Below are 22,807 nucleotides of genomic sequence, written 5' to 3'. Positions count from 1 at the left end.
AACAGTCTCTAGAGTCGTTTCGTCTTCCTTGTAGACAATTTTGTAAGGAGGGACCTGAACTCGATGACTCAGGTTTTCCTCCTTAAAACGTTCGAGAGGGATTTGATAAGTTGTTCTATGTAAAGTTAAATTTACTCTTTTCAATCATGTAATAACACGGGCCTATCCTCTTCTGACTTTGCAGAATGTCTCTTGGAAGAAAAGAAGGTTGTTGCAATTCCCGGAGATGTGTTTGGAGAAGCAGGTGAAGGTTTCCTGCGGTGCGCTTGTGCGGCATCTCTGGATGACATCAGAAAAATAATCGAGAGAATGGGAGATTTTGCAGGAGGATTAAAACAGTGGATTCGGCTGACTCTTTATTTGGTCTAACTTTTATTTTCCCATTTTATTTTTTGTGATATTTTTACTTTTATTTTTACTTTTATTTTTACTATGATTTTTACTTTTATTTTTACTATGATTTTTACTTTGGTTTTTACTTTGATTTTTCTCTACTCAACTTTCCTCGTCGTCCATCCGCATGACGAGGGCGCTCACTTTATCATCCATTTTTTCGATTAGCTCGTTCATCTGGGTGTACCATTCATCGACGTTTTTCTTTACCATTTGTTTCATTTCCTGGGGTTCGATAGCTACGTATTCGTAGTAGTAACCCCCGCTGTCGATGGACCGTGTTTCCCTGTAAACAATGCCGCAGGCTATAAGATTCTGCAAGGAACGATATGCAGTGCTCCTTTCCCTGTTGAGGATCTCTCCCAATTTTTCTGCGGTCAGGGGACCATGCATAAGTAGAGCCTTGTATGCGTCGATGTCAAGGGACTTCAGCCCGAGTACACATTTTACCATGTCCTCGCATCTGAAGCTTGCTCTGATCATCTCATGGATAGAATTCGCCATAAAACCACTATTTGGTGACGGTTTGCCCTATTTCCTAAATTTATTTTGAACTTTGAGGATGCTGGCCAGCACGTTCGGAAATTATCTAAGGCGGGTTGAGGATGCTCATAAATAGAAAACTTGTACCGGTCTCAGAGTTTGCTTTTTAAAAGCGTACTCCCCAATTGTGTTAAATATCATTATGTGTTATTTAACTACCAATATTGATGAATATATTTATAAACTTATTTATCTCTTCTAAGCTCCATTATTTTCGCCCGGTAATATCCGTTAAGTATAGTTGCTAAATATTCATTATATCTTTTCTGGCTGTTTTCAAAAAATAATAACTCTAAAAGAAGTCTGGTTAGTTAATTATATATATAATTTCCTGACTCAATAGGCTTTGGAGTCTTATGAAGCCCATTATCCCCGAAGACGAACGTTCCAAAGAGCCTCTTGATACCGAGAGAATCATCTACCATCCCGATATGATAAGAGCCAATGATTGGGTTCTCAATGAGTATGAAGCTCCTTTCAGGGAAGTCTGTATTTTTGTTCCCTGCGCCAAGAGAAAGCCTTACCATAAAAGCCCGTCCCATAAAAAATTTGATCGGATAATTTTCGGGATTCTAAAGCCGGAGGATGTACACATAGTAACCTTCGGAACTTGCGGGATTGCTCCGAGGGAACTTGATACTGAGTACCCTTTCATGCATTACACTTTCATGATGGGCAAATGCAATGTGACGAAGATCAAGAGAGATTTCATCAAAATCGAAAGTGAAAGGATTGCTGCCTATCTTGAAAAGACAAGGAAAAATTACAGGCACAGGATAGCCTACTGTATCGGGGATTTCCGGACTGCAATGGAAAAAGCCCTGGAAATGGTCGATATAAAAGTGGACATCGTTCCGAGGGAATCCACAATTCAGAGGATGCTCCAGCCTGACAAACCCTTCATTTATAACAGCCTCTCGTCCAGAGAATACCTTCAGGACCTTTCCGATGCAATTACCGACGCTTTCGAGCTTCCCAGACGGGAAGTAGGCTTAAAGGAAGATCTCTCTGTTGACGATACCGACTGGTATGTCCTTTAAAATTTAGCTACCTTTTTACTTTTTATTCGGATAAAGCTTGTAGTTCCTTTCTTTCATTGTTTTTTGGCTCTGTAGAAATCCTCAGAAATGATTTCCCCATCAATTTAAACTGAATGTCATGATCTCTTTTCATCTATTTTAGTCTCTTGAAGCTGGTATAGATGGATTTCTACAAAGCCATTTCTTTCGATCCGGGATATTTACTTACTAATTACGATGTATCTGGACCTGGTTTCAGTACTGATGCTTTCTGAATTATTTACCGTTAAACTGACAGTATATCGTCCTGTTTTATTGTATATGTATACAGGATTTTGTTCTGTTGAAGTATTTCCATCGCCAAAAGCCCATTTCCATGCAGCTGGCGATCCGGTGCTTTTGTCAGTAAAGCTGACACTGAACGGTAAAGGCCCTGAAGTTGGAGATGCAGAAAAAGCAGCGACAAGGGAGTTTGAAACCGCAATATAACTGGATTTTTTTAACGTATTGCTGCCGTTTGCATTACTTGCTGTCAATGTAACAGAGTAAAGTCCTGATTTATTGTATGTGTGTACAGGATTCTGTTCTGTTGTTGAGTTACTTCCATCTCCGAAATTCCATTTCCATGACGTTGGAAATCCTGTGCTCTGATCAGTAAAAACAACAGTAAGAGGGGTACTTCCTGAAGTGGGGGATGCGGAGAAACTGGTGACAGGAGTATCTAAAACACTTGAGACAGCAATATAGCTGGATTTTGTCAACGAATTACTGCCATTTGCATTACTTGCTGTCAAAGTAACGGAATAAAGTCCTGACTTATTGTATGTGTGCACAGGATTCTGTTCTGTTGTTGAATTACTTCCGTCTCCAAAAGTCCATTTCCATGCGGCTGGTGACCCTGTGCTCTGGTCAGTAAAACGAACGGTATGTGGTGCTTTTCCTGAAGTAGAAGATGCAGAGAAGCTGGTGACGGGACCGTTTAAAACGTTTGAAACAACAATATAGCCGGATTTTGTCAACGCATTGCTGCCGTTTGCATCGCTTGCTGTCAATGTAACAGAATATTTTCCTGATTTATTGTATGTGTGTACGGGATTCTTTTCTGTTGAACCATTTCCATCCCCGAAATTCCATTTCCATGACGCTGGTGACCCTGTGCTCCGGTCAGTAAAGTGAACGGTAAGAGGCATGTTTCCTGAAGTCTGAGACGCAGAGAAACTGGTGACAGGACCATTTAAAACGTTTGAAACAACAATATAACCGTATTTTGTCAACGCATTGCTGCCGTTTGCATTGCTTGCTGTCAATGTAACAGAATATTTTCCTGATTTATTGTATGTGTGTACGGGATTCTTTTCTGTTGAACCATTTCCATCCCCGAAATTCCATTTCCATGACGCTGGTGACCCTGTGCTCTGGTCAGTAAAACTGACAGTGAGAGGCATACTTCCTGTAGTTGGAGTTGCTGAAAAGGCGGTGAAGGGGATAATATAGCCTGGATTCGACGTTACAGTACCGCTTTCGGAAACTACACTTATATAGTTTGTTTTTTGTACCTTATTACTGCCTCCTTCATTAGTCGTTGTCAAAGCGACAGTATAATTTCCTGATTTATTGTATGTGTGTACGGGATTCTTTTCCGTTGAATCACTTCCATCTCCGAAAAACCATTTCCATGACGCTGGTGATCCTGTGCTCTGGTCAGTAAAACTAACTGTAAGAGGAGCTTTTCCTGAAGTCCGGGACGCAGAGAAGCTGGTGACAGGAGTATTTAAAACGCCTGGAACAGCAATATAGCCGGCTTTAGTCAACGTATTACTGCCGTTTGCATTACTTACTGTCAATCTGACAGAATATAGTCCTGATTCATTGTATTTATGTACAGGATTTTTATCTGTGGAATTATTCCCATCTCCGAAAAACCATTTCCATGCAGTTGGTGACCCTGTGCTCTGGTCAGTAAAACTTACAGTAAGAGGCGCTTTTCCTGAAGTAAGGGACGCAGAGAATTTGGAAACAGGGACAGCTGAAACGCCTGAGACAGCAATATAACCGGTTTTAATCAACGTGTTACTGCCTTTTTCATTACTTGCTGTCAATCTAACAGAATATAGTCCTGATTTATTGAATGTGTGTACGGGATTTTTATCTGTTGAAGTATTCCCATCTCCGAAAGCCCATTTCCATGACGTTGGAGATCCTTTGGCCTGGCCTGTAAAATCAATAATAAGAGGCACTTTTCCTGAAGTCCGAGATGCAGAGAAGCTGGTGACAGGACCATTTAAATCGTTTGAAACAACAATACAGCTTGACTTTGTTAACGTATTGCTGCCTTTTTCATTACTTACTGTTAATGTAACAGAGTATGATCCTGCTTTGCTGTACCTGTGTACAGGTTTCTCCGCTGTTGAATGCGTGCCGTCTCCGAAATTCCACTTCCTTGAGGTCGGAGAACCTGTACTCTGGTCAGTAAAACTTACGGTAAGAGGCGCTTCTCCTGAAGCTGGAGATGCAGAAAATGAAGCAACAGGGGTTTCATACCCGTTTGAAACAGTAATATAGCTGTATTTTGTTACCGCACTCCTGTCCCCTGTTTCGTTTAATGTCAACGTAACAGAATACTTTCCTGATTTTCTATATACATGTACGGGATTCTTTTCCGTTGAATAAGTTCCATCTCCAAAAGTCCAGTTCCATGACGCTGGCGATCCTGTGCTCTGGTCGGTAAAACTAACACTGAGAGGCGTTTTTCCGGAAGTTGTGGCTGCGGAAAATACTGGGTGTGCCAGAACGGTTACTGTGGCAAATTTCGAATCAGTACCGTTTTTATTGTTTACTGTAAGCGTTACTTTGTAATTCCCTGCTGTGGAGTAAGTATGCGCTGGATTTTGATCTGTGGAATTAGTTCCGTCTCCAAAGTCCCAGTTCCATCTCTCCACATTCTTCGAGAAATCCGTAAACTGGACAGAAAGAGGAGCATAACCGGATGTGAGACTGCTGCTAAAGTTTGCAACAGGAAGTACCGGTTGTGCCGGGAGAGGACTTATAAACTGACCGAAAGCAACAGGACTGAAACCTGTTTTTACCGTCGCTGTAACCTTGTTTGTGGTCGTGTCAATTATAGAGACAGTATTTCCGGGGTCATCGCTGTTGCCACAGTTCGCTACATATACCTTTGTTCCGTCCGGTGTGACTGCAATTCCGTATGGATTTTTTCCGACTTTCACAGCAGCTATATCAGTTTTTGTTGCGGTGTCAATTACGGAGACATTGTTACTGCGTTCATTTGCCACATATGCTTTTGTTCCGTCCGGTGTGACTGCAACTCCCATAGGCCATTTTCCTGCAGGCACTGTGGCTGTAACAGTATTTGAACCCGTGTCAATTATAGAAATAGTGTTACTTTCACAATTCGTCACATATAGTTTTGTTCCCGCCCGGTTTATTGTAACTCCACAGGGGCCGAGTCCGGTTTTCGCAGTAGCTATGACTTTGTTTGTGGCTGTGTCAATTACAGAAACAGTGTTGCTGTAACGGTTCGTTACATATACTCTTGTTCCATCCGGTGTAACTACAACCCCTAAAGGGTTAATTCCTGCAGATATCGTGGCTGTAACCGTATTTGTAGATGTGTCAATTACAGAAACACCGTTGATATCACGATCCGCCACATATAGTTTTTTTCCGTCCGGCGTTACCGCAATTCCGCATGGACTGTATTTATCTCCTACATCCACGGTGGCTGTAACCTCGTTTATGGCTGTGTCAATTACAGAGACAGTACCACGGTAGCCGTAGTTAGAGTTAGTCACATATACCCTTGTTCCATCCGGGCTTGCTACAACTCCCAGAGGACCGATTCCTACCGGCACCGTGGCTGTAAGGTTGTTGCTTCCCGTGTTTATTACAGAAACAGTGTTGCTGTTAAGGTTCGTAATAAATGCATATGAAGGTGCGGGAGAACCCTTTGGTATAACATTTACCGTAGCGAGCTTTGAATCCGTGCCGTTTGGATTGCTTACTGTCAGGTTAACAGTATAGATTCCTGCTGCAGAATAGGTATGCGTGGGATTCTGCTCTGTTGAACCAGACCCGTCTCCAAAGTCCCAGATCCATCCGGTTACATTCTCCGATAGATCCGTAAACCGCACAGGTACGGAAAGGAAAACATAATCAGATGTGATGTTGCTTCTGAAGTTCGCTAAAGGATAAACTGGTTGTACCGGGATAGAACCTATAAACTGGCCTGAAGCGTAAGGACTCTTCCCTACAAGCATGGTGGCTGTAACGGTGTTGGTCGCGGTGTCAATTACAGAGACGGTGTTGCAGAGATTGATTGTTACATATACTTTTGTTCCGTCCGGTGTGACTGCAGCTCCTGCAGGATTGGGACCTACAGGTATTGTGGCTGCAACTTCGTTTGTAGAAACATCAATTACAGAGACCGTGCTGAAATATTTATCATTATTAGTCACGTATACCTTTGTTCCGTCCGGTGTGACTGCAATTCCAAAAGGAGCTCCCTCTACCTTCACAGTATCTGTAACACTGTTTGTTGCCGTGTCAATTACAGAGATGCTCCCTCCATCGGAGTTCGCTACGTATACTTTAGCCCCGTCCGGTGTGACCGCAATTTCCCCAGGACCTTTTCCGACAGTTACCGTGCTTATAACAGCCTTTGTGGCAGTGTCAATTATAGAGACGGTTTTATCCCCGTTATTTGTTACATATATCTTTTTTCCATCTGGACTTACCACTACTCCTGTGGGGGATCCCCCTGTTTTCACTGTACTTACAACAGTATTTGTGGCAGTATCAATTACGGAAATAGTGTTACTTGCCAGGTTTGTCACATATACCTTTTTTCCATCTGGACTGACTGCAACCCCCTGAGGAGACCTTCCTGCAGGCACCGTGACTGTAACAGCATTTGTTGCCGTGTCAATTACAGATACATCGTTGCTATGATCATTTGCCACATATACCTTTGTTCCATTCGGATTAATTGCAACTCCGACAGGATTGGCTCCTACGGGTATCGTAGCTGTAACTTTGTTTGTTGCTGTGTCAATTACAGAGATGCTGTTACTTCCTTCATTTGTAATGTATGCAAATGACGAGGCGCCTGCGATACTCACCAACATTAAAAAAGCAAGTGCTGCTATCCCTAAAGCTTTATTGAAGGTCTGCCCCCTAAATATTTTATTACATTTCTTTCCTTTCATTTTAGACCCCTAATGTATGAATTATTAAATTTTCTGAGCATTTGGAAAAATCTTGAAATTTGACCGTTTCTATAGCGGATAATTAGCAACTCATTGAAGTCAGAGTTTTTTCTGGTTAGGCTGGTTCTTACAACCGAGTACGATTACAAAAATGACTATGTGGAAATGATTTAACAGAACTGTGCAAAATAATTGTAACCTCAACGATAATAATCTTTCTTTTCTTAGTATGTTTAAAAACAATAAATTCTTTTTTATGGTATATAACTTAATTTTCAATTTTTATACCATTCTAATTTTTTTCTATAATAAGAAAATTTTCAAAAAGTGAATCTCAAAAATAAAAATTTGTTTTCTGAATTGAGAAGTATGAGAACTCAAAAAGTTTCTAATTTAATCTAAAAAAAATTACTTCTATATTTTTGCTTTTGGATTATTCCAGATTCAAGATTTTGGAACATAGTTCTGAGTTTTGGGGTCAGCTCAACGTGTAAAACTCAACGTGTAAAACTCAACGTGCAAAATTCAACGTATAAAGCTCAACGTGTAAATTTCAAAGTATAAATTCGTACATCTCCGGATAAAAAGAGGTTCTGAAAAGCGCGTCAAGCTCTTGATACTGACAGCGTGCTCGTTAAGAAAACTACAGAAATTGGTAAAATACGTGAGTTTTGCCTGCAGCCAGCTCAGTCGTCCTCAAGTCCAGAGTTTTCCCCGACTGAGAGCATAAGTTCTCCGTAGAGCAGTTTCTCGAGGGTTTCGGCAACATATTTTCTTTGCTGGTATTTCTGGATGTCTTCGTGCATCCTTATATCCGAATCGACCTGGACCCTGAGCAGGGCAAAATGAAAAGCTTTTTCGTTCTTTATCTGCGCAGTATAAAAGGTTTCCAGCAGGTAAGGAAGTTTTCTTGGGTCTTCGATTACTTCGCTTAAAAGCAACATTTCTTCGGGAATATCCATCGTATGCGAACTAATGTCCTTTTTTCCGGTAATGAGCTGCAGGTTTCTTTCCGAATACCTTTTCTCAGAGATGATTATTTCACCACCCACATTTTCCACCTCCATCCATGTTGAGACCTCTAAATTTTCCTGATAAATTGTTTGATTGGCTGAACCCCATTACAAAATGTTTGATTAGAATAAAAAGAAATAGAATGGCAGGTTTTAAGCCAGCATTCCCTTTACTATAATGTCTATTGCATCGTCTTCTTCAAGCCCGCGAGCCATCAGGGTTTCTACTTCCTTTTTGTCCACACAGCCGATAGCAGCTTCATGCGTAACCTTGGCAAGGGGGTTGTCCACCCGGACAATCGGTACGGCTTCAGCTTTTGCATTGCCCTGGATGACCTCCATACAGTCAACGTGTCCGCGGGCTCTCGGGGCATGTCCTTCGGTTATTCCCCTGAATACGGACTCTGCGTTGTCGGTTATGGCAAGCCGGCTTTTAATTACGCTGCGTGCGTTTTCTCCATTAAGGGCGATCCTTTCGAGGATCTTTATTTTATCGTCCGCCTTTCCGTAGACCTTGGTGACCATCTCACAGATCGAATCTTTTTCGGCGTCCACACTGTAATCGAATTCCAGGTACCCTACCCTTCCGGAAATGAGGGAAAAGTTCGTGTAGTATTTGCCCCCTTCCTCAATCATTATATGGGCTTTCGGGATTACCTGAATTCCTCCGTGGGGCCCGTGGAAATGGGTCTCGGTGTATTTCAGGGACGCGTTCTTTCCGATAAGCATCTCAGCATCCATTTTGTGAATAACCTTTTCAGCGTTCGGGAAAGTGCAGTGGGCGATAAGTTCCACAGCCGAATCTTCTTCGGCTACGAAGTCCATTTTGATCTCCTGGAGCCCGTCTTTAGGGACCAGCCCAAAGCAGAGGTGGACAGGCAGGGGAATTTTGTATCCCTTTTTAATGGTCAATTTGATGTCCACGCCGTGTTCGGTTTCTTTCTTCTCAAGTACTATGCCTTCGGTTGCATTTGCGCTGAGCACTTTGTTCCCGCTTACCACAAGGCTTGCAAGCCCGTGGTTATGCAGGACTGCAGCGTCTCCTCCGGCTGCTGTATAAGCTGCAGTTATGTCTTCTGCTTCTCTGGAAAGCGCATTCAATGTAATCTGAGTCATTTTTCAGACCACCTTCGGCGGTGATACCCGGCTGTCACAGGGTATGCATCTGTTTTTGAAAAATTCGCTGATCTCTATGGGATCCCCGCTTCTGAGGATTACTCCTTCGCACATCAGGGAGGCTTTATCCGAGGCTGCTGCAATTTCTTCCCTGTGCGTAATAACAAGCACCGAAGAGCCGTTTTCTTTGAGCGTCCGGATCAGGGAGACGATCTCTTTTAAGGAGACCACGTCAATTCCGGAGTCCGGCTCATCAAGGATTGCAAGTTTCGGCTTCATGGTAATGATGGAAGCAAGCTCGATTCGCTTTCTTTCGCCCCCGCTCAATGCCTCGCCTACTTCTCTGTCAAGGTATTTTTCGGGTTTCAGGTCAACTTTCCTGAGGGCCTCTTTTATCTCTTCTTCCGTAATGCCGCCATTGCCTCTTGCCCCTATTGCAAGGTAATCCCTGACCTTCAGCCCCTCAAAGCGGGCGGGTTCCTGCCAGGCAAGGGTTATGCCTTTTCTTGCGCGTTCGGTTATCGAAAGTACTGCAACATCTTCCCCGTCAAAAATGATGTCGCCTTCCTCATGCTCATAACCCTGGAGCCCCATCAGGGTGTAGGCAAGTGTACTTTTCCCCGCGCCATTTGCGCCGATGATGCTGTGGACCTCACGGTCTCCGACTTCGAGGTTGACTCCACGCAGAATTTTTTTCCCATCACGGCTCAATATCAGGTTTTTTAAGGATAGAATCTATGACACCTCTAGCAAATTTTAGTTTGAGCACTGCAGCAAATCCTTGCATCGCTGCAGGTCTTTAACGGTATTTATGTTTATTGCTAGTTTGGGATTATCAAGTATCAGATTAAAGTCTTCCTGTTCGTTTCGGATTTGAGAACTGTCAAGGATATTTATTCCCGCGGGCACGATAAGTTTTCCATCCTTGTTAAATACGGTATCCGGCCTGGTTCCTGCTCCCTTGCAGACGTTGATAGGGACATAAACGGAAAGTGCCGGCTTTCCTTCTTCCCGGTATTTTTCGATTACCGAATCAATAAGTTCGGAGTCGATCAGGGGTAGGTCGGACATGATAATCATTACGGGACCCGTCGTCGCTGAAGTCTCCACTGCATGGATCATGTCTCCCACATAGTTTCCTCCGAAGGTCCTTATTACCTGGACCTCGCTTTTGTAGCGTTCCTGGATCATGATTTCGGTCTTCGGGGTAACAGGGGAGACCGCTACGAAAACTTTGTCTATACTTTTTGTTGATCTAAGGGTATCAATCACATAGGTTATGAGCGGCTTTCCGAGCAGTTCGACACAGGGCTTTTCCCCCATTCCAAGCCTCTGTCCGAACCCTCCTGCCATTACAATAGCGTCCATTCCAGACCTCCAGTATTTAATGAAAGTTTGAGGGTAACTGCAATAATTATCAGGGCAGTTATCCTTCCAATCTCGTTAGCCGTGCCGATTCCATCGCCGTTCAGGCCTCCAAAGTGGGCATAACTCCTGTTAAGGAGTATGAGAGCCGAGATGCATGCTGCCAGGTAGGGAATCAGCCCTATCAGCCCAAAGGGCAGGAAGCATACGACCGCTCCGAAAATAAATCCTATCAGGAAGTTTTTCCGGGTTGCTCCGTTTATCGTCATTTCCCCCAGGCCGGGATATGCCTGTTCTTTTGGCCGTGGGAGAGGTTTTCCAAAAGCTGCAATTGTTAACATGGACTGCTTGGCGCTGACTTCCGCTATAAACATGGATGCGAGCATAAGAAGCGGAAGATTGGAACCAAAAGCAGTAATGCCTTCTTCCTGCACCGATCTTATGGAGCCGTAAAAGGCAAGCAGTACAAGCATGCCGAAAGCGACTCCTCCTGTCCCAAGAGTCGTGTCTTTTAAGGCCTTGATTTTTTTCTCACGGGATCCGTGGGCCATGAAGCCGTCTCCCATGTCAGTGACTCCGTCAAGGTGGTTAAAGCCTGTGAAGTAATATACGGACCCCATGATAAGAGCTGCCAGGACGGGACCCGGGAAAATCAATTGCCCTATGTATGCAATTGCCCCTATGAGAAGCCCGAGTACGGCTCCAACGACAGGGTAGAAGTAGATCTTTTTCATGAGTTCGTCGATCCCTTCCATACTGATTCCTACGGGGATCGTGGAAAGGAAACCAAAACCCGACTTAAATGCAAGTAAATACGAATTCATTATGTACCGCCTGTTTTTCAGTCTTTCCCAAACTCTGCCATACCTCTTGAATACATATTGGAGGAGACTCCTCCGATAAGCCCGCCGATAACATCGTCCATAAAAGGCCCCAGGTTTGCAAGGATTCCGGGTTTTATTTTGTCATACCTGACAAACTCGAATGTCCCTTTGGAGCCGCTGATGTAGTTTGCGATGCTGTTGCCCAGCACTTCGTCTGCAATTATAAAACTCAGGTCTTTTTCGTAGGAACTTTTGCTGAGGTTCGGAAGGCTTCCTGCTCTGCCTTCTCTCTCCAGCAGGATCCCGGAATAAATCAAAAGGCAGAGGTTCGGGTCCGAAAGGGCGAATTTGAGTTCTCTTTTAAACAGGGCTTCGGCTTTTTCCCTTGTTTCAAGTCCCGGGTGAGGGACGTACATTTCAAGAGCCGTGTCCGCAAGATCCTGAACACTTATGCCTTCTTCGGCCAGGACGTCAAGGATATCAACGGTAGCTTTTCCCTCTATTTTTTCAGGCTGCCCTTCTTTCAGGTCCCTTTCCTCAATATCGGATAACTTCATAATGATCACTCCGGGTTGCTAAAACGGTTATTTCCTGTCTTTGCGAAGTTCTTATAACGTTTGATCTTGAAACGGTCGGGCTTAAGACAACAAACCGGTTTCAAGCTTTTATGCCGGTTAGCATAATGGAGTTTACGGCTTCCATCATCACCTTGCCGGGCATATTCCGGTTTCATCTATAGATCAAAGATACGTATGGATTCCAGTTATCTGGATCACTGCCACAAAAGCAACAAGTGAAAACCCTGAGGCAATTGCTATTAATTGGGATACCCGTTTTATATCTTTTACTTCGGTGGGCGGGTATGAAGCTCCCAGCACATAGGTGTCAGGTTTTTCGAGTTTGACTCCCAGAGCCCCGGCAGTAGCAGCCATCGGATAGCCGGAATTGGGAGACGGAGTCTTCATCCCGTCTTCGAGAGCTGTTTTTACGCTGTCGAGGGGATTGATTTTTCTTCCTTTTTTAAATAAGGATACTGTAATGGCTGCAGCAAGAATAAAGATAACTGAAATCCGTGCCGGGATCCAGTTCAGTACATCATCGGACTTTGCTGAGAAGTATCCGAGTTCCCTGTAAGGCTCGGTTTTATACCCTACCATTGAGTCAAGGGTACTTATGGCTTTAAAGGCGTAAGCAGCCACAAGCCCGAGTTCTCCGAAAAGGGCATAGTAGAAAATCGGACTCAATATGCCGTCCACATAGTTCTCTGATACCGACTCCACAACTGCCGAAGACATCTGGGTTTTTGTCAGTTTGGAAGTGTTCCGGCTTACATAGATCGGGAGGAGTTCCCTGACTTTCTCCAGCTGGTTCTCTTCAAGATGTTTATAAATCTCCCTGGCAGGGCTCAGCAGGCAGTTGATTGCAAAGGTAGCTTTCAGGAAGTAGGCTTCTATAAGGAGAGCCAAATAGCCCGGAATTCCCGGAAGAGCTGTGATATAGAGGACGGAATAGCCCAGTAAAGACGCGAAGAAAACGCAGCAAAGAGCCATTGCAGTGCCGTAAAGTTTCCTGTGGGTTTTCGGAGCTGCATTTTTCAAAAAGTTGATTAATTTTCCTATCCAGACAACGGGGTGAACAGCAGCAGGAGGTTCCCCGAAGACGACATCTATGCCTGCGGCAAGCAGGAGTACCAGAGCAAGGTGCCCGCTGTCCGGGAGGATCATAAGATAGGCTCCATTACTTTTTTCCAGGCGACTTTTACAAGTTCGTCCGTGTCTCCTTCCTGCATAAGGCAGTCAAGGATCTTCTGGGCGATTTCTTTCTTATGGACAAGGTGGCAGTCAACACAGCTCCACACCCTACCGCCTCTTGAGCTCTGGATCCATTTTCCCCCGGTTTTCTCGTTTCCACAGGGATAAAACGGGCAGAAGCAGAAGGTACAGTTCTGGCCTTCAAAGTGGCAGGGGTAATATTCGCAGGTCTTCCTGCCGCCGATGCCTTCTTCGCTGGCCTTTTCGATAACGTGCTGCAGTTCGTTCTTTGCCTGTTCCCGGCCCCATTCGGTGATAACTTCCCCGATTGCAGCAATGAGCCGGTCGTTTTCTTTTTCGGTCCTGACCGCAACCCTTATGTAATCTTTTCCAAGGCCATGGAAAGAGACGCAGTCCCGGATGAGGACTCCGCGGGCTGCAAGGCGTGCAGTCAATTCACTCGAGTTAAGCATGAATTTGCTTATATCGACAAAGATGAAGTTAACATTCACTTCCCCGGCTTCAAAGCCCCTTATCCTGTCAATTTTGGCTTTGAGCGTTTCCCCTTCTTTCAGGATCATTTCCCTGGCTTTTTTCAGGTATGGACTGTCAATCCCGCCTTCGATATTCAGAAATGCGACTCCGGTAGCGTTTGCAATAGCTCCGAGGTTCCAGGACAGCCTTGCTGTGTTCAGTATATCAGCCATAGCAGGAGATGCTATCCCGAAGCCCATCCTGATCCCGGGGATTGCAAAATCCTTAGTAAGGGAGCGCATGACAAAAACATAGTCATTGCCTGCAGGAAGGTCTGCAACGCTCTGTGATGGATCTGCAAGCTCAATAAAGGCTTCATCCACGTAAAGAAGGGTTTTATGCTCTCTGCAGCGTTCTGCAAGGGCTTTAAGCTCTTCTCTGCTGCGGAGTTTTCCCGTAGGGTTGTTCGGGTTACAGATAAAAAGGATTTTTGCTTCTTCGAGAAGCTCATCAGAGAGGATATTTACATCTTCCTGTGAAGGGTATACCGGTTCTGCTCCCACGATCCGGCACTGCATTTCATATTCTCCGAAAGTGGGCCAGGGTAAAAGGACCTTGTCTCCTTTTTCGACCACAGATTCGACTACAAGCCGGACTATTTCCGTTGAACCGTTGCCGGGAATAATATTTTGCGGTTTTACTCCCAGACCTACAAATCTGGCTGCAGCTTCCCTGAACTCCAGATACCTGTTGTCAGGGTATTCCAGGAGTTTCGCATGAATCCTGCTAATAATCTTGTCAAAGTTTAGCCCGCTTTCCGGATAGTCAAAGGGACTTCCAAGAGGGTTAAAGTTTGCACTGAAGTCGAGGATTTCGTTTTCGGGGATCCCGTACATCTCCGAAGTTTCCTGGATTAGCCCTCCATGCAAGCAGGGCTTCAGGGCCAGCAGATGCTCCCTTAAAGGTACACTTCTTTGCTCTGACACGTTGATCGCAAATATTTAGCGTGAATCCTGTATATTAAGTTGTTTATTATATTAGCCGGTTCAAACTTGCCTTTATTTGCTTTGTGGTTATTTGATCGCGAAAACTCTGCCTTCGGGAATCCATTCTACTTTATTTTACAAAACAAATATATTTCTTATGTGTTAGTCCCTTTGCAGAATACGGTTTTCTAACCCATGATCTGTGGATTTATTTTTAGTCTGTACAGGGTAAATAACGAAAAAGTAAAATAGCTTGTTTTTGACTACTCCATCCAGAAAAGCTGAAGAGGAGCAGAAAAAATCCCGTACAATTACATGGATACGGGCTATTTACGAGAATTTATATCCTGTTTGTGGAATGTATAGAAGAATGTATAATGACTTTCCGAACGGATGTCTGCGCATTCAGCAGAGTATGTCTTCAGCATAAATTCTCTAAATTCGATATATACCAGGTGCATTAAAAAATGACAGTTAACAGGCCAAGAGGGACCCGGGACTTTTTACCCGCAGATACTGCCCGGAGAAGGTACGTGGAAAATGTTATGCGAAACGTTGCCCGCAATTGGGGCTACAGTGAGATCATTACGCCCACGTTTGAACATCTGGACCTTTTTACCCTTAAGTCCGGAGAAGGAATTGTAGGGGAACTCTACAACTTCACGGACAAAGGAGGCAGGGATATGACCCTCAGGCCGGAACTTACGGCTCCTGTCATGCGGCTGTACGTAAACGAACTTCAACCTTTCCCAAAGCCGCTGAAGTTATTCTACTTTGAGAACTGTTTCCGCTATGAACGCCCCCAGAAAGGCCGTTTCCGAGAATTCTGGCAGTTCGGGGTCGAACTTATCGGAAGCGGAAAATCCGATTCTGATGCCGAGGTTATTGCCCTTGCCGATGCTCTGTTAAAAGCCGTGGGCATACAGGGCGACATGAAGCTTGGAAACCTTGCAGTGATCCGTACGCTTTTAAAAGGGCTTGAACCCGAGATCGTAAGTAAGGTTATGAGGCTTGTGGACAAGAAAGAGTATGCAGGCCTTGAATCCCTGCTTGAGGAGATCGGGGCAGAAGAACAGTTGAAGTCTGACCTCTTCCACCTGATACACCTTGAAGGCAAGTATATCCTCCCGAAGGTAAAAGAAATAGTCGGGAATATCCCCGAGCTTGTAAGCTTTGAGAAGACCCTTAAACTTCTTGATGCATACGGAGTTGATTACTCGCTTGATTTCGGGATTGCCCGCGGGCTTGACTATTATACGGGCATGGTCTTTGAGGTTTATGCTGAAGGTCTGGGGGCTCAGAAGCAGGTCTGCGGAGGAGGCTCTTACCAGCTTATCCAGCTTTTTGGAGGCGGAGACGTGCCTTCAACAGGCTTCGGAATAGGTTTTGACAGGATTATGGAGATCTGCCCGCTCGTGCCGACTGCACCCAAAAACCTTGTGCTGGTCTCAAAACCCGAAACTCACATCGAAGCTGTAAAGGTTGCAACCGAATTAAGAAATTACCTGCCTGTCCAGATAGACCTGATGGAGCGTAACTTCAAAGCCCAGCTTTCCTATGCAAATGCCATTGACGCCGATTATGTGATCATAGTCGGGGAAAAAGAACTCGAGGCAGGAAAACTGACCCTCAGAGATATGGTTTCCGGAGAACAGGAACTTCTAACGCTGGAAGAGATTATTGGAAAGATTACGGGACAGCAGGACTGAAAGTTTTCCTTGTCCGGTTTCGGCTTATTTCTTTCCTTTCCTTTCCTTTTTCTTTTCGTGTGTATTCTGTTAGTTCCCGATTAATTGGTGATCTATTCCGGAGCCCGGAAGGAATCTTTCAGTTTTCTCTCCAGGCGCCGCCCAGGTACGGAGCCATCCTGTCACCCGGATAGTACTTTTCTTAACCCGGAAGCCATTTTTTCCAATTCAGGTAGATATAAGCGTCTCCATTAACCTGTCTGGTAAGCATGCAAAAAAGAATCGAATGCCGGGTTTTTCTAAAGTTTTCGATTTCACTCTTTTGAACTATGCATTATAAATCCCAATATGTATATTTATCAACTTTCTTTTCTATTAAAACAAACACAAACATTTTTATAGACAAACAACTTAAATTTTATTGCACCGAGTTTCCAAAATTTTCCGGAATCTGGATCGAGGGAGGGGGGTAAAGTTAAGGCTGGTAAGGTGCAGGTTTCAGCCTGTCAAATTGTAACTGATGAATCTGCAGTGTGCGGGCTTCCCTTCAGGCTCACAGTTACGGGGATTGTCTTTGCCGTACTTTTGCTCCTCTCTTCAGTCCATGTTTCTGGTTTTCTGGAGCAGGCAAGGGAACAGGAAACTCTGGACGAGGTTTCAAAACTAACTGCAGTTGCCGAACAGCTCTCCATGCGTGGAGAGGGAAGTGAAATCACCTTTGAGCTAAGGATACCCCGGGGGGTGTCTGTGGACTTCGGAGCCCTGCCTGGTCGGGAGGGGAACTGGCCTGAGGATGCGGATAATTACTGTATAACCATAGGAAGAAAGTCAACCTTTTATCCTGCAGTTGCTTCCTTTTCGAATACGGAGCTTAACGGGTCCTTTTCACTTGGTCCGGGCAGGCATACGGTAGTCCTCTCAACAAAGATCGAACCTGAATCTGGAAGGCTTTTCGTCCTGATTTCCGAAACCGGAGCTGATGAGAAAATATGAGGTCAGGGAAAATCCGTGGGGGAAAGGACCTTTTAGAGAACGAATCGGCATGGGCTGACTTTTTAATTTCAAAGGGAGCCCTCATCCTTGCCAGCGTAATTCTCTTTGCAGCCCTTTTCCAACTGGCTGCCGGGTTTAAAGTACTTGAGACCCGGGAACAGCTTGATCTCCTTGCCAGGGATTTCAAAGCAACGGTGGACGAAGCTGGAGCAGGGTATTTTCAGGAGGAGGTTTCGGAGGATTTTTCCTACCGTTTTGATGAGAACGAAGTCTTTCGAGCCTCTTCATTTAGGGAAAATATAGAGGTCTGCATCTCAGGAGAGTATGTCCACTTGAAAGCAAAATGCGATGAAAAAAGTTTTAGCGCTGTAAAGCCCTTTGCTTTCAGAGTTCTGCCTTTCAACGAATCCGTACTCAGAGGGAAGCTGCATACAGAGTTCGGAGCTGAAGGAAACGAAGACTCTCCCCTCACAGCTGAGTTTCAGGAAATTAAGGCTTTCCTTCGGGTCTCTGGAGCCAAAGAAGTAGTTTTGAACGCAGATGAAAACATCTCCATTAAGAAAGAACTTATTTACGTGAGGGACAGTGAGGGGGTCTCTGCTTTTGCTTGTGTCCTTGTTTATCAGTAAGTTTTTCTCCCTTCTTACTAATAATTTCCTAATTGTTGGGGATATACTGGCGGGTGGGAGAAAATTTGGGAACAAATATAGCACTTCATCCGGTACTTCAATCCTCAAGGATGAAAGGGGAATCCTTGAGCCCCATTCCGATCTTGTCGCCACTGCTCTTGCTGTTATCGGGTTCGTGGTCTTTACAACCCTCCTGTCCAGGGCATATATGGGATATGAGGACCGTTCTTTCGCCCTTGAGAACTACGAAAGTGCCTCCCTTCTTGCCGGAACACTGGCAGAATCGCCTGCTCTTCGGGCTGAAAACCCGGGCACGCTTTCGGCGTCAGCCCTTGATAAGCTTTCAGGTCCCGGCGGGCTTGATGAGAGAATGAAATTCTTTGCAGCTTTTTCAGGAAACTATCCGTTTCTGGTCGAAGTTCGAACCGAAGATGGGGGCTGGCAGTGGCTTCTTGAACCTGATATGATCGAACCTGCCCACCTTCTGGGGAAACAGGAAAAAGTTGCGGCTTCGGTGCCGGTTGTAATCGAGTTAAGCCCTGCAGAGTCGGTTCCGGGAACTCTCACTGTGGTGCTGTATAAAACTCCATGGGTGTAAAAAATCAGACTGAAGCAACATCGAAAGCATGAATTGACAGGGTCCTGGGAAGGATCTCTGATTCAGGGGGTGGAATCTCTGAAGTCTTTGAAAGTTTCTAAAAATTCCGGAGTGTCACACAATGTAAATAATGAAAAAGTAAAGGAAGAAGCTGTTAAGGAGTCTTCTTTTTATGTCAATAAACCTTCTGATCATGTCAAGGAATCTTCGGGTTATTCCACAGTTTTTGATGCCCTGTTTTTGCTTGTGTTGATTTCACTTTCCGGGGTCCTTCTCATGCCCTCCTTGCAGGCTGATGAACAGTATATTGCAGCCGGATATGTGACTTCTTCAGAAATGGATACTTATCTGCTCGAATCCCTTCTTTCCTGCAAACTTGAGGACTTCGAGTACGAAATCTCTCCTCTTTCAGTGCTGAATGTTTCAGTCCCTGAAAACTCGGTTGTGGAAAATCCTGCCCGCACCCTTTTCGGAAAGGAACAAAAACACAGGACTTTTGCTGACCTGACAGCCGATTACCTCTCCATCTCCCTTACCCTGTCAGATAACGGTTCAGCCGTTTCACTCAACCCCCTTGCCGGGGACTATTCGGACCAGGCTTCCGAAGCTGTCGCTGTTTATCTGGACAGGAAAATTGCAGGAAGGTTTTCTTATCGGTTTGAAGCTTACTGGTATCCTGTGGAAGCTTTTCCTCTGGGGAGCGAACTTATAGTTGGGGACAAACCTCCTGCAGATGCTATCCGGCAAAGTACAAAGCTCTCCATGCCCCTTTATGTCAGTGTACCTTCCAGGGATTCCCTTCTTGCCTGCGTAAATGATTCCGTGCTTGAAGCTTCCCTTAACACTTCTGATGAAAAGGCTTCAAGAGAACTTCTCCGGGCTTTTAATGCTTCTCTTGACGCTGCAGCACTCGAAGGGGCGGAAACGGTTGTTGGACTTATTTTCCCGTCGGACTATTCGGGGTCAGTTTTCGGAGAGGAAGCAGATGAGTCTTTTGAGACCCTGCTTTACGGGGTATCTGAAAATGCGGGTGAGGCCAATTCCTCCTCAACGGAAGACGAATTTAATGCATATTTTTCAAACCTTCTAGAATCCGGGTTTGCCCTTGATTCAGAGTCCTATCCCGAAAACTATTCTGAAAACTATTCCGAAAACTATTCCGAAAACTATTCCGAAAATGTATCTGCGGCAGAACTCTCTCTGCTTGAAGACCTGCTGACGGACCGCATCCGAGCAGAGATAAGGGCAGAACTTGAAGCTGAGTTTTCGGGTGGGATCAATGAGACGGTCTATGCCATACTCGAAGCTGAAGATCTCTCTGAAGCTCAGGCTCTGCGGGATGCCCGGATAGAGGCAATTTACAGACAGATAAATCCCGGAGGGGCAAGAGTAGTCCTTTATCTCTGGAAACCGTTTTAATAACCTGAAATCCCGGAATTCCGACACAAAGTATATATCCTATGGTGCGTTCTCTAGTGATGTTTTTACCGAAAAACTTACGCTTTTGCAGGAGTTCCTGAAAAAAGCCACGCAGCAGTTTGCTGTGGCGGATTAAAATCTCCCGATCGATTTGTTGGTCCGTTATAATCGGTAAAGATATAACTTCAACCCGAAGGTTACTCTTTCGGGTATCGATCAATTGATATCAGGAGAATCATATATGGCAAAAATGCATACCAAAAGAAAAGGTAAGTCCTCTTCCACCAGGCCTATCAGAACCGAGCCGCCTGAGTGGTGCAAGATTGGAGCAGACGAAGTTACTACAATTGTACTGGATCTCTGGAAACAGGGTGTCTCCACAGCCGAAATCGGCATGGTTTTAAGAGACCGCTATGGAGTCCCTGACGCCAAGCTCATTACAGGCAAAAAGGTCACAACAATCCTCAAGGAAAACAACGTTGCTCCTAACATTCCCGAAGACCTTACCAACCTTATCGTAAAGGCTCTGGGACTGAGGAAGCACCTTTCCGTTAACAAGAAAGACGTCCACAACAAGCGTTCCCTTAACCTTACAGAATCCAAGATCAGAAGGCTTGTTAAATACTACAAGCAGGAAAAGGTACTTCCGAGAGATTGGTTCTACAAGCCTGAAACTGCAGAAATGATGATTACCAGGTAATCCTTGATTTTTGATTTAGTTAATAGGGTTTGCCAGAAGGCAAACCTTTCTGTACTTTTTTAATGTGTGAATTCCTTCTGTACTCTAATATGAGGGTTCAGAAAGTGTAATCCAATTTCTTTTCGCATGCAGTCGTGCTGTTTTTCATTAGTTGTGCCGTTTTTTCGTCACTTCGTCGTTAATCATTTCTTCTTTAATTACTTCGTCGTTATCTACTTGCAACGTAGCCTGTGTTGCAGTCCCATGCCGGGTTCCCCGGGACTACACAGCGAATTCCTGAAATCTCCCCTATCACGACTGGAAGGCCGTATACCTCTTCGATCACCTGAGGGGTGATTACCTCCACTCCTCCGTGGGCGTGAATTTTCCCTCCCTTCAGGAGGATAAACCTGTCTGCATATCTGAGGGCCTGGTTAAGGTCGTGCATCGTCATTACAGCCGCAATCCTGTGTTCAAGGACTATCTGCCGGATAATTGCAAGGATTTCCACCTGGTTCTTCAGGTCAAGGCTGCTTGTCGGCTCATCAAGGAGCAGGACTTTTGGCTCCTGGACAAGGGAACGGGCTACTGCTACCTTCTGGAGTTCGCCTCCGCTCATTTCATCGATATAGGACAGGCGCAGGTTTTCCATCGAGAGTAACCTGAAGACCGAATCAACGATTTTAAGGTCCTTTTGCGTGACATCCCATTTTATATGGGGACGCCTGCCCAGCAGGACCGCATCAAAAGCGGTCAACCTTCCTGTTTCCACTCTCTGCGGGACGTATCCGATACGGCGGGCAATTTCCATTGTCCCGAGATCAAAAAGGTTTTCCCCATCGATATGGACTGTCCCTCCTTTCGGGTGGAGGATCCTGTTAAGGCATTTTAACAGGGTAGTCTTGCCAACCCCGTTGGGTCCCAGGATTGCGACAACTTCTCCTTCATCGATTGAAAAGGCAATCTCATGAAGGACCTTACGGTTACGATACAAAAACTGGAGTTCTTCTACTGAAAGAATCATCGTTGATACCCCCTTATAAGCAGATAAATAAATGTGGGCGCTCCCATGAAGGCGGTGAGCACTGCGACTGGAAGCACATAAGGTGCAACTACCAGTCTTGCAGCTGTATCCGAAGCAAGCAGGAGGATCCCTCCCATAACGGCAGAGCCGGGAATCAGGTATCTCTGGTCGTCTCCTATGATCCTCCTTACCATATGTGGACAGACTAACCCCACAAAGCCGATCACGCCGAGAAAAGCGACTACCACCGCCGAGACCAGCGCTGCGGCAACCATGCCTATGAGTCTTATCCTTTCCACATTGACCCCCAGCCCCTTTGCGGTCTCATCCCCCGCATCGATGGCGTTGTAGTTCCAGCGGTTGGCGGTGAAGAACAAGATTGCAAGCAGGACGATCCCTGTCATAATCCCGAGTTCTGTCCAGTTTGCTCTCCCCACATCCCCAAAAGTCCAGAAAACGACAGCAGCAAGCTGGGTGTCGTCAGCAAAGTACTGCAGGAACATTGTCCCTGCCGTAAAGAGAGAAGAGAGAGCAACCCCGGCAAGCACCATTACTTCGGGGGAAGCCCCCCGTATCCGGGAGATGACCAGGATCACTCCAGTGGCCAGGAGGCAGAAGAGAAAAGCGGTCATAGTTGTCAGGTAAGGATTATTGATTGTGACCGCATCTGCAACAGTAGAATGCATCTTTCCTGTCCCCAGAACGATTACCGAAAAAGCAGCTCCGAAAGCTCCTGCATTCGAGATCCCGAGAGTAAATGGGGATCCGAGAGGGTTTCGGAGGATTGACTGCATAACCACTCCTGTAACGGAAAGCCCGACTCCCGCTACAATTGCCGTAAGGGCCTGGGGGAGACGGATGTTCCAGACGATTGCATCCCACTTGGTAGAGATATTTTGCCCCAGCAAAGTTTGAAGCACCTCATAGGGGGGGATGGACACGGCCCCGACAGAAATGGAATATATGAACAAAAAGAAAAGGAGAGTGGCTCCTCCCAGGATACATATTGACTTGTGCCGCACATACCCGAGGTAGTCAGCCGGAATCTCTCCATCGTTAAAATGCACT

Annotated in this window: 20 protein-coding genes and 1 pseudogene; 8 read left to right on the top strand and 13 right to left on the bottom strand. The window is 45.3% G+C overall.

Annotation, left to right across the window (positions count from 1 at the left end; genetic code table 11):
• Position 1 precedes the first annotated feature (1 nt).
• Positions 2–144, bottom strand: a pseudogene (locus tag ACSAZL_RS16145) (IS21 family transposase); the annotation flags it as partial.
• Positions 145–192: 48 nt separating this feature from the next.
• Here ACSAZL_RS16145 and ACSAZL_RS16140 point away from each other — a divergent pair.
• Positions 193–369 carry a hypothetical protein gene (locus ACSAZL_RS16140; RefSeq protein ID WP_440945628.1) on the top strand — a complete coding sequence of 59 codons (177 nt, stop codon included), beginning with the start codon at positions 193–195 and terminating at the stop codon, positions 367–369.
• Positions 370–495: 126 nt separating this feature from the next.
• Here the strand turns inward: ACSAZL_RS16140 and ACSAZL_RS16135 are convergent, their stop codons facing one another.
• A complete protein-coding gene (locus ACSAZL_RS16135) occupies positions 496–897 on the bottom strand; it encodes a helix-turn-helix domain-containing protein (protein WP_440945627.1) in 402 nt (133 codons plus the stop codon).
• 395 nt (positions 898–1,292) lie between these two features.
• On the opposite strand from ACSAZL_RS16135, the gene ACSAZL_RS16130 reads away from it, so the two are divergent.
• Positions 1,293–1,976: a DUF5591 domain-containing protein gene (locus ACSAZL_RS16130; RefSeq protein ID WP_440945626.1), complete on the top strand. Its 684-nt coding sequence runs from the start codon at positions 1,293–1,295 to the stop codon at positions 1,974–1,976.
• 200 nt (positions 1,977–2,176) lie between these two features.
• On the opposite strand, the gene ACSAZL_RS16125 is transcribed toward ACSAZL_RS16130, so the two are convergent.
• From ACSAZL_RS16125 to cobD, 9 genes are all read right to left on the bottom strand, one after another.
• The gene (locus tag ACSAZL_RS16125; RefSeq protein WP_440945625.1) at positions 2,177–7,180 is read right to left on the bottom strand and encodes a PKD domain-containing protein; all 5,004 of its coding nucleotides are present in this window, start codon (positions 7,178–7,180) and stop codon (positions 2,177–2,179) included.
• Positions 7,181–7,866: 686 nt separating this feature from the next.
• Positions 7,867–8,232 (bottom strand): hypothetical protein, encoded by a 366-nt coding sequence (locus ACSAZL_RS16120; protein WP_440945624.1) that lies wholly within the window; start codon positions 8,230–8,232, stop codon positions 7,867–7,869.
• Between the two features lie 114 nt (positions 8,233–8,346).
• Complete coding sequence (locus ACSAZL_RS16115) at positions 8,347–9,309, bottom strand: SufB/SufD family protein (RefSeq protein ID WP_440945623.1); 963 nt, start codon at positions 9,307–9,309, stop codon at positions 8,347–8,349.
• A gap of 3 nt (positions 9,310–9,312) precedes the next feature.
• Positions 9,313–10,020: an ABC transporter ATP-binding protein gene (locus ACSAZL_RS16110; protein WP_440945622.1), complete on the bottom strand. Its 708-nt coding sequence runs from the start codon at positions 10,018–10,020 to the stop codon at positions 9,313–9,315.
• Between the two features lie 45 nt (positions 10,021–10,065).
• A complete protein-coding gene (locus tag ACSAZL_RS16105) occupies positions 10,066–10,677 on the bottom strand; it encodes an NTP transferase domain-containing protein (RefSeq protein WP_440945621.1) in 612 nt (203 codons plus the stop codon).
• A complete protein-coding gene (gene cobS, locus ACSAZL_RS16100; RefSeq protein WP_440945620.1) occupies positions 10,662–11,498 on the bottom strand; it encodes an adenosylcobinamide-GDP ribazoletransferase in 837 nt (278 codons plus the stop codon). Before cobS ends, ACSAZL_RS16105 begins: the two co-directional genes overlap by 16 nt.
• Positions 11,499–11,515: 17 nt before the next feature.
• Positions 11,516–12,055, bottom strand: coding sequence for an alpha-ribazole phosphatase CobZ (cobZ, locus tag ACSAZL_RS16095; protein ID WP_440945619.1), 540 nt, complete (start codon positions 12,053–12,055; stop codon positions 11,516–11,518).
• Positions 12,056–12,238: 183 nt separating this feature from the next.
• Positions 12,239–13,222, bottom strand: a complete 984-nt coding sequence (locus ACSAZL_RS16090; RefSeq protein WP_440945618.1) for a cobalamin biosynthesis protein — start codon at positions 13,220–13,222, stop codon at positions 12,239–12,241.
• Entirely contained in the window at positions 13,219–14,709 is a 1,491-nt protein-coding gene (cobD, locus tag ACSAZL_RS16085) for a threonine-phosphate decarboxylase CobD (protein WP_440945617.1), read from the bottom strand. The genes ACSAZL_RS16090 and cobD overlap by 4 nt, the downstream gene beginning before the upstream one ends.
• A gap of 467 nt (positions 14,710–15,176) precedes the next feature.
• Here cobD and hisS point away from each other — a divergent pair, with 467 nt between their 5' ends.
• The 6 genes from hisS to ACSAZL_RS16055 all read left to right on the top strand — a co-directional run bounded on the left by hisS (position 15,177) and on the right by ACSAZL_RS16055 (position 20,736).
• Positions 15,177–16,418, top strand: coding sequence for a histidine--tRNA ligase (hisS, locus tag ACSAZL_RS16080; RefSeq protein ID WP_440945616.1), 1,242 nt, complete (start codon positions 15,177–15,179; stop codon positions 16,416–16,418).
• A 468-nt stretch (positions 16,419–16,886) separates the two neighbouring features.
• Entirely contained in the window at positions 16,887–17,390 is a 504-nt protein-coding gene (locus tag ACSAZL_RS16075) for a hypothetical protein (RefSeq protein ID WP_440945615.1), read from the top strand.
• Positions 17,387–18,019: a hypothetical protein gene (locus tag ACSAZL_RS16070; RefSeq protein WP_440945614.1), complete on the top strand. Its 633-nt coding sequence runs from the start codon at positions 17,387–17,389 to the stop codon at positions 18,017–18,019. The genes ACSAZL_RS16075 and ACSAZL_RS16070 overlap by 4 nt, the downstream gene beginning before the upstream one ends.
• Complete coding sequence (locus tag ACSAZL_RS16065; RefSeq protein ID WP_440948877.1) at positions 18,000–18,617, top strand: hypothetical protein; 618 nt, start codon at positions 18,000–18,002, stop codon at positions 18,615–18,617. The genes ACSAZL_RS16070 and ACSAZL_RS16065 overlap by 20 nt, the downstream gene beginning before the upstream one ends.
• 111 nt (positions 18,618–18,728) lie before the next feature.
• Positions 18,729–20,036 (top strand): DUF7284 family protein, encoded by a 1,308-nt coding sequence (locus tag ACSAZL_RS16060; protein WP_440945613.1) that lies wholly within the window; start codon positions 18,729–18,731, stop codon positions 20,034–20,036.
• A 241-nt stretch (positions 20,037–20,277) separates the two neighbouring features.
• The gene (locus tag ACSAZL_RS16055) at positions 20,278–20,736 is read left to right on the top strand and encodes a 30S ribosomal protein S15 (protein WP_440945612.1); all 459 of its coding nucleotides are present in this window, start codon (positions 20,278–20,280) and stop codon (positions 20,734–20,736) included.
• 208 nt (positions 20,737–20,944) lie between these two features.
• Here the strand turns inward: ACSAZL_RS16055 and ACSAZL_RS16050 are convergent, their stop codons facing one another.
• Both ACSAZL_RS16050 and ACSAZL_RS16045 read right to left on the bottom strand, forming a co-directional pair.
• A complete protein-coding gene (locus ACSAZL_RS16050) occupies positions 20,945–21,739 on the bottom strand; it encodes an ABC transporter ATP-binding protein (protein WP_440945611.1) in 795 nt (264 codons plus the stop codon).
• Positions 21,736–22,806 (bottom strand): FecCD family ABC transporter permease, encoded by a 1,071-nt coding sequence (locus tag ACSAZL_RS16045; RefSeq protein ID WP_440945610.1) that lies wholly within the window; start codon positions 22,804–22,806, stop codon positions 21,736–21,738. Before ACSAZL_RS16045 ends, ACSAZL_RS16050 begins: the two co-directional genes overlap by 4 nt.
• Position 22,807: the final 1 nt, after the last annotated feature.

This window comes from Methanosarcina mangrovi (assembly GCF_052057765.1).
Taxonomy (GTDB): Archaea; Halobacteriota; Methanosarcinia; order Methanosarcinales; family Methanosarcinaceae; genus Methanosarcina.
This window is presented reverse-complemented; position numbering and strand designations above follow the sequence as displayed.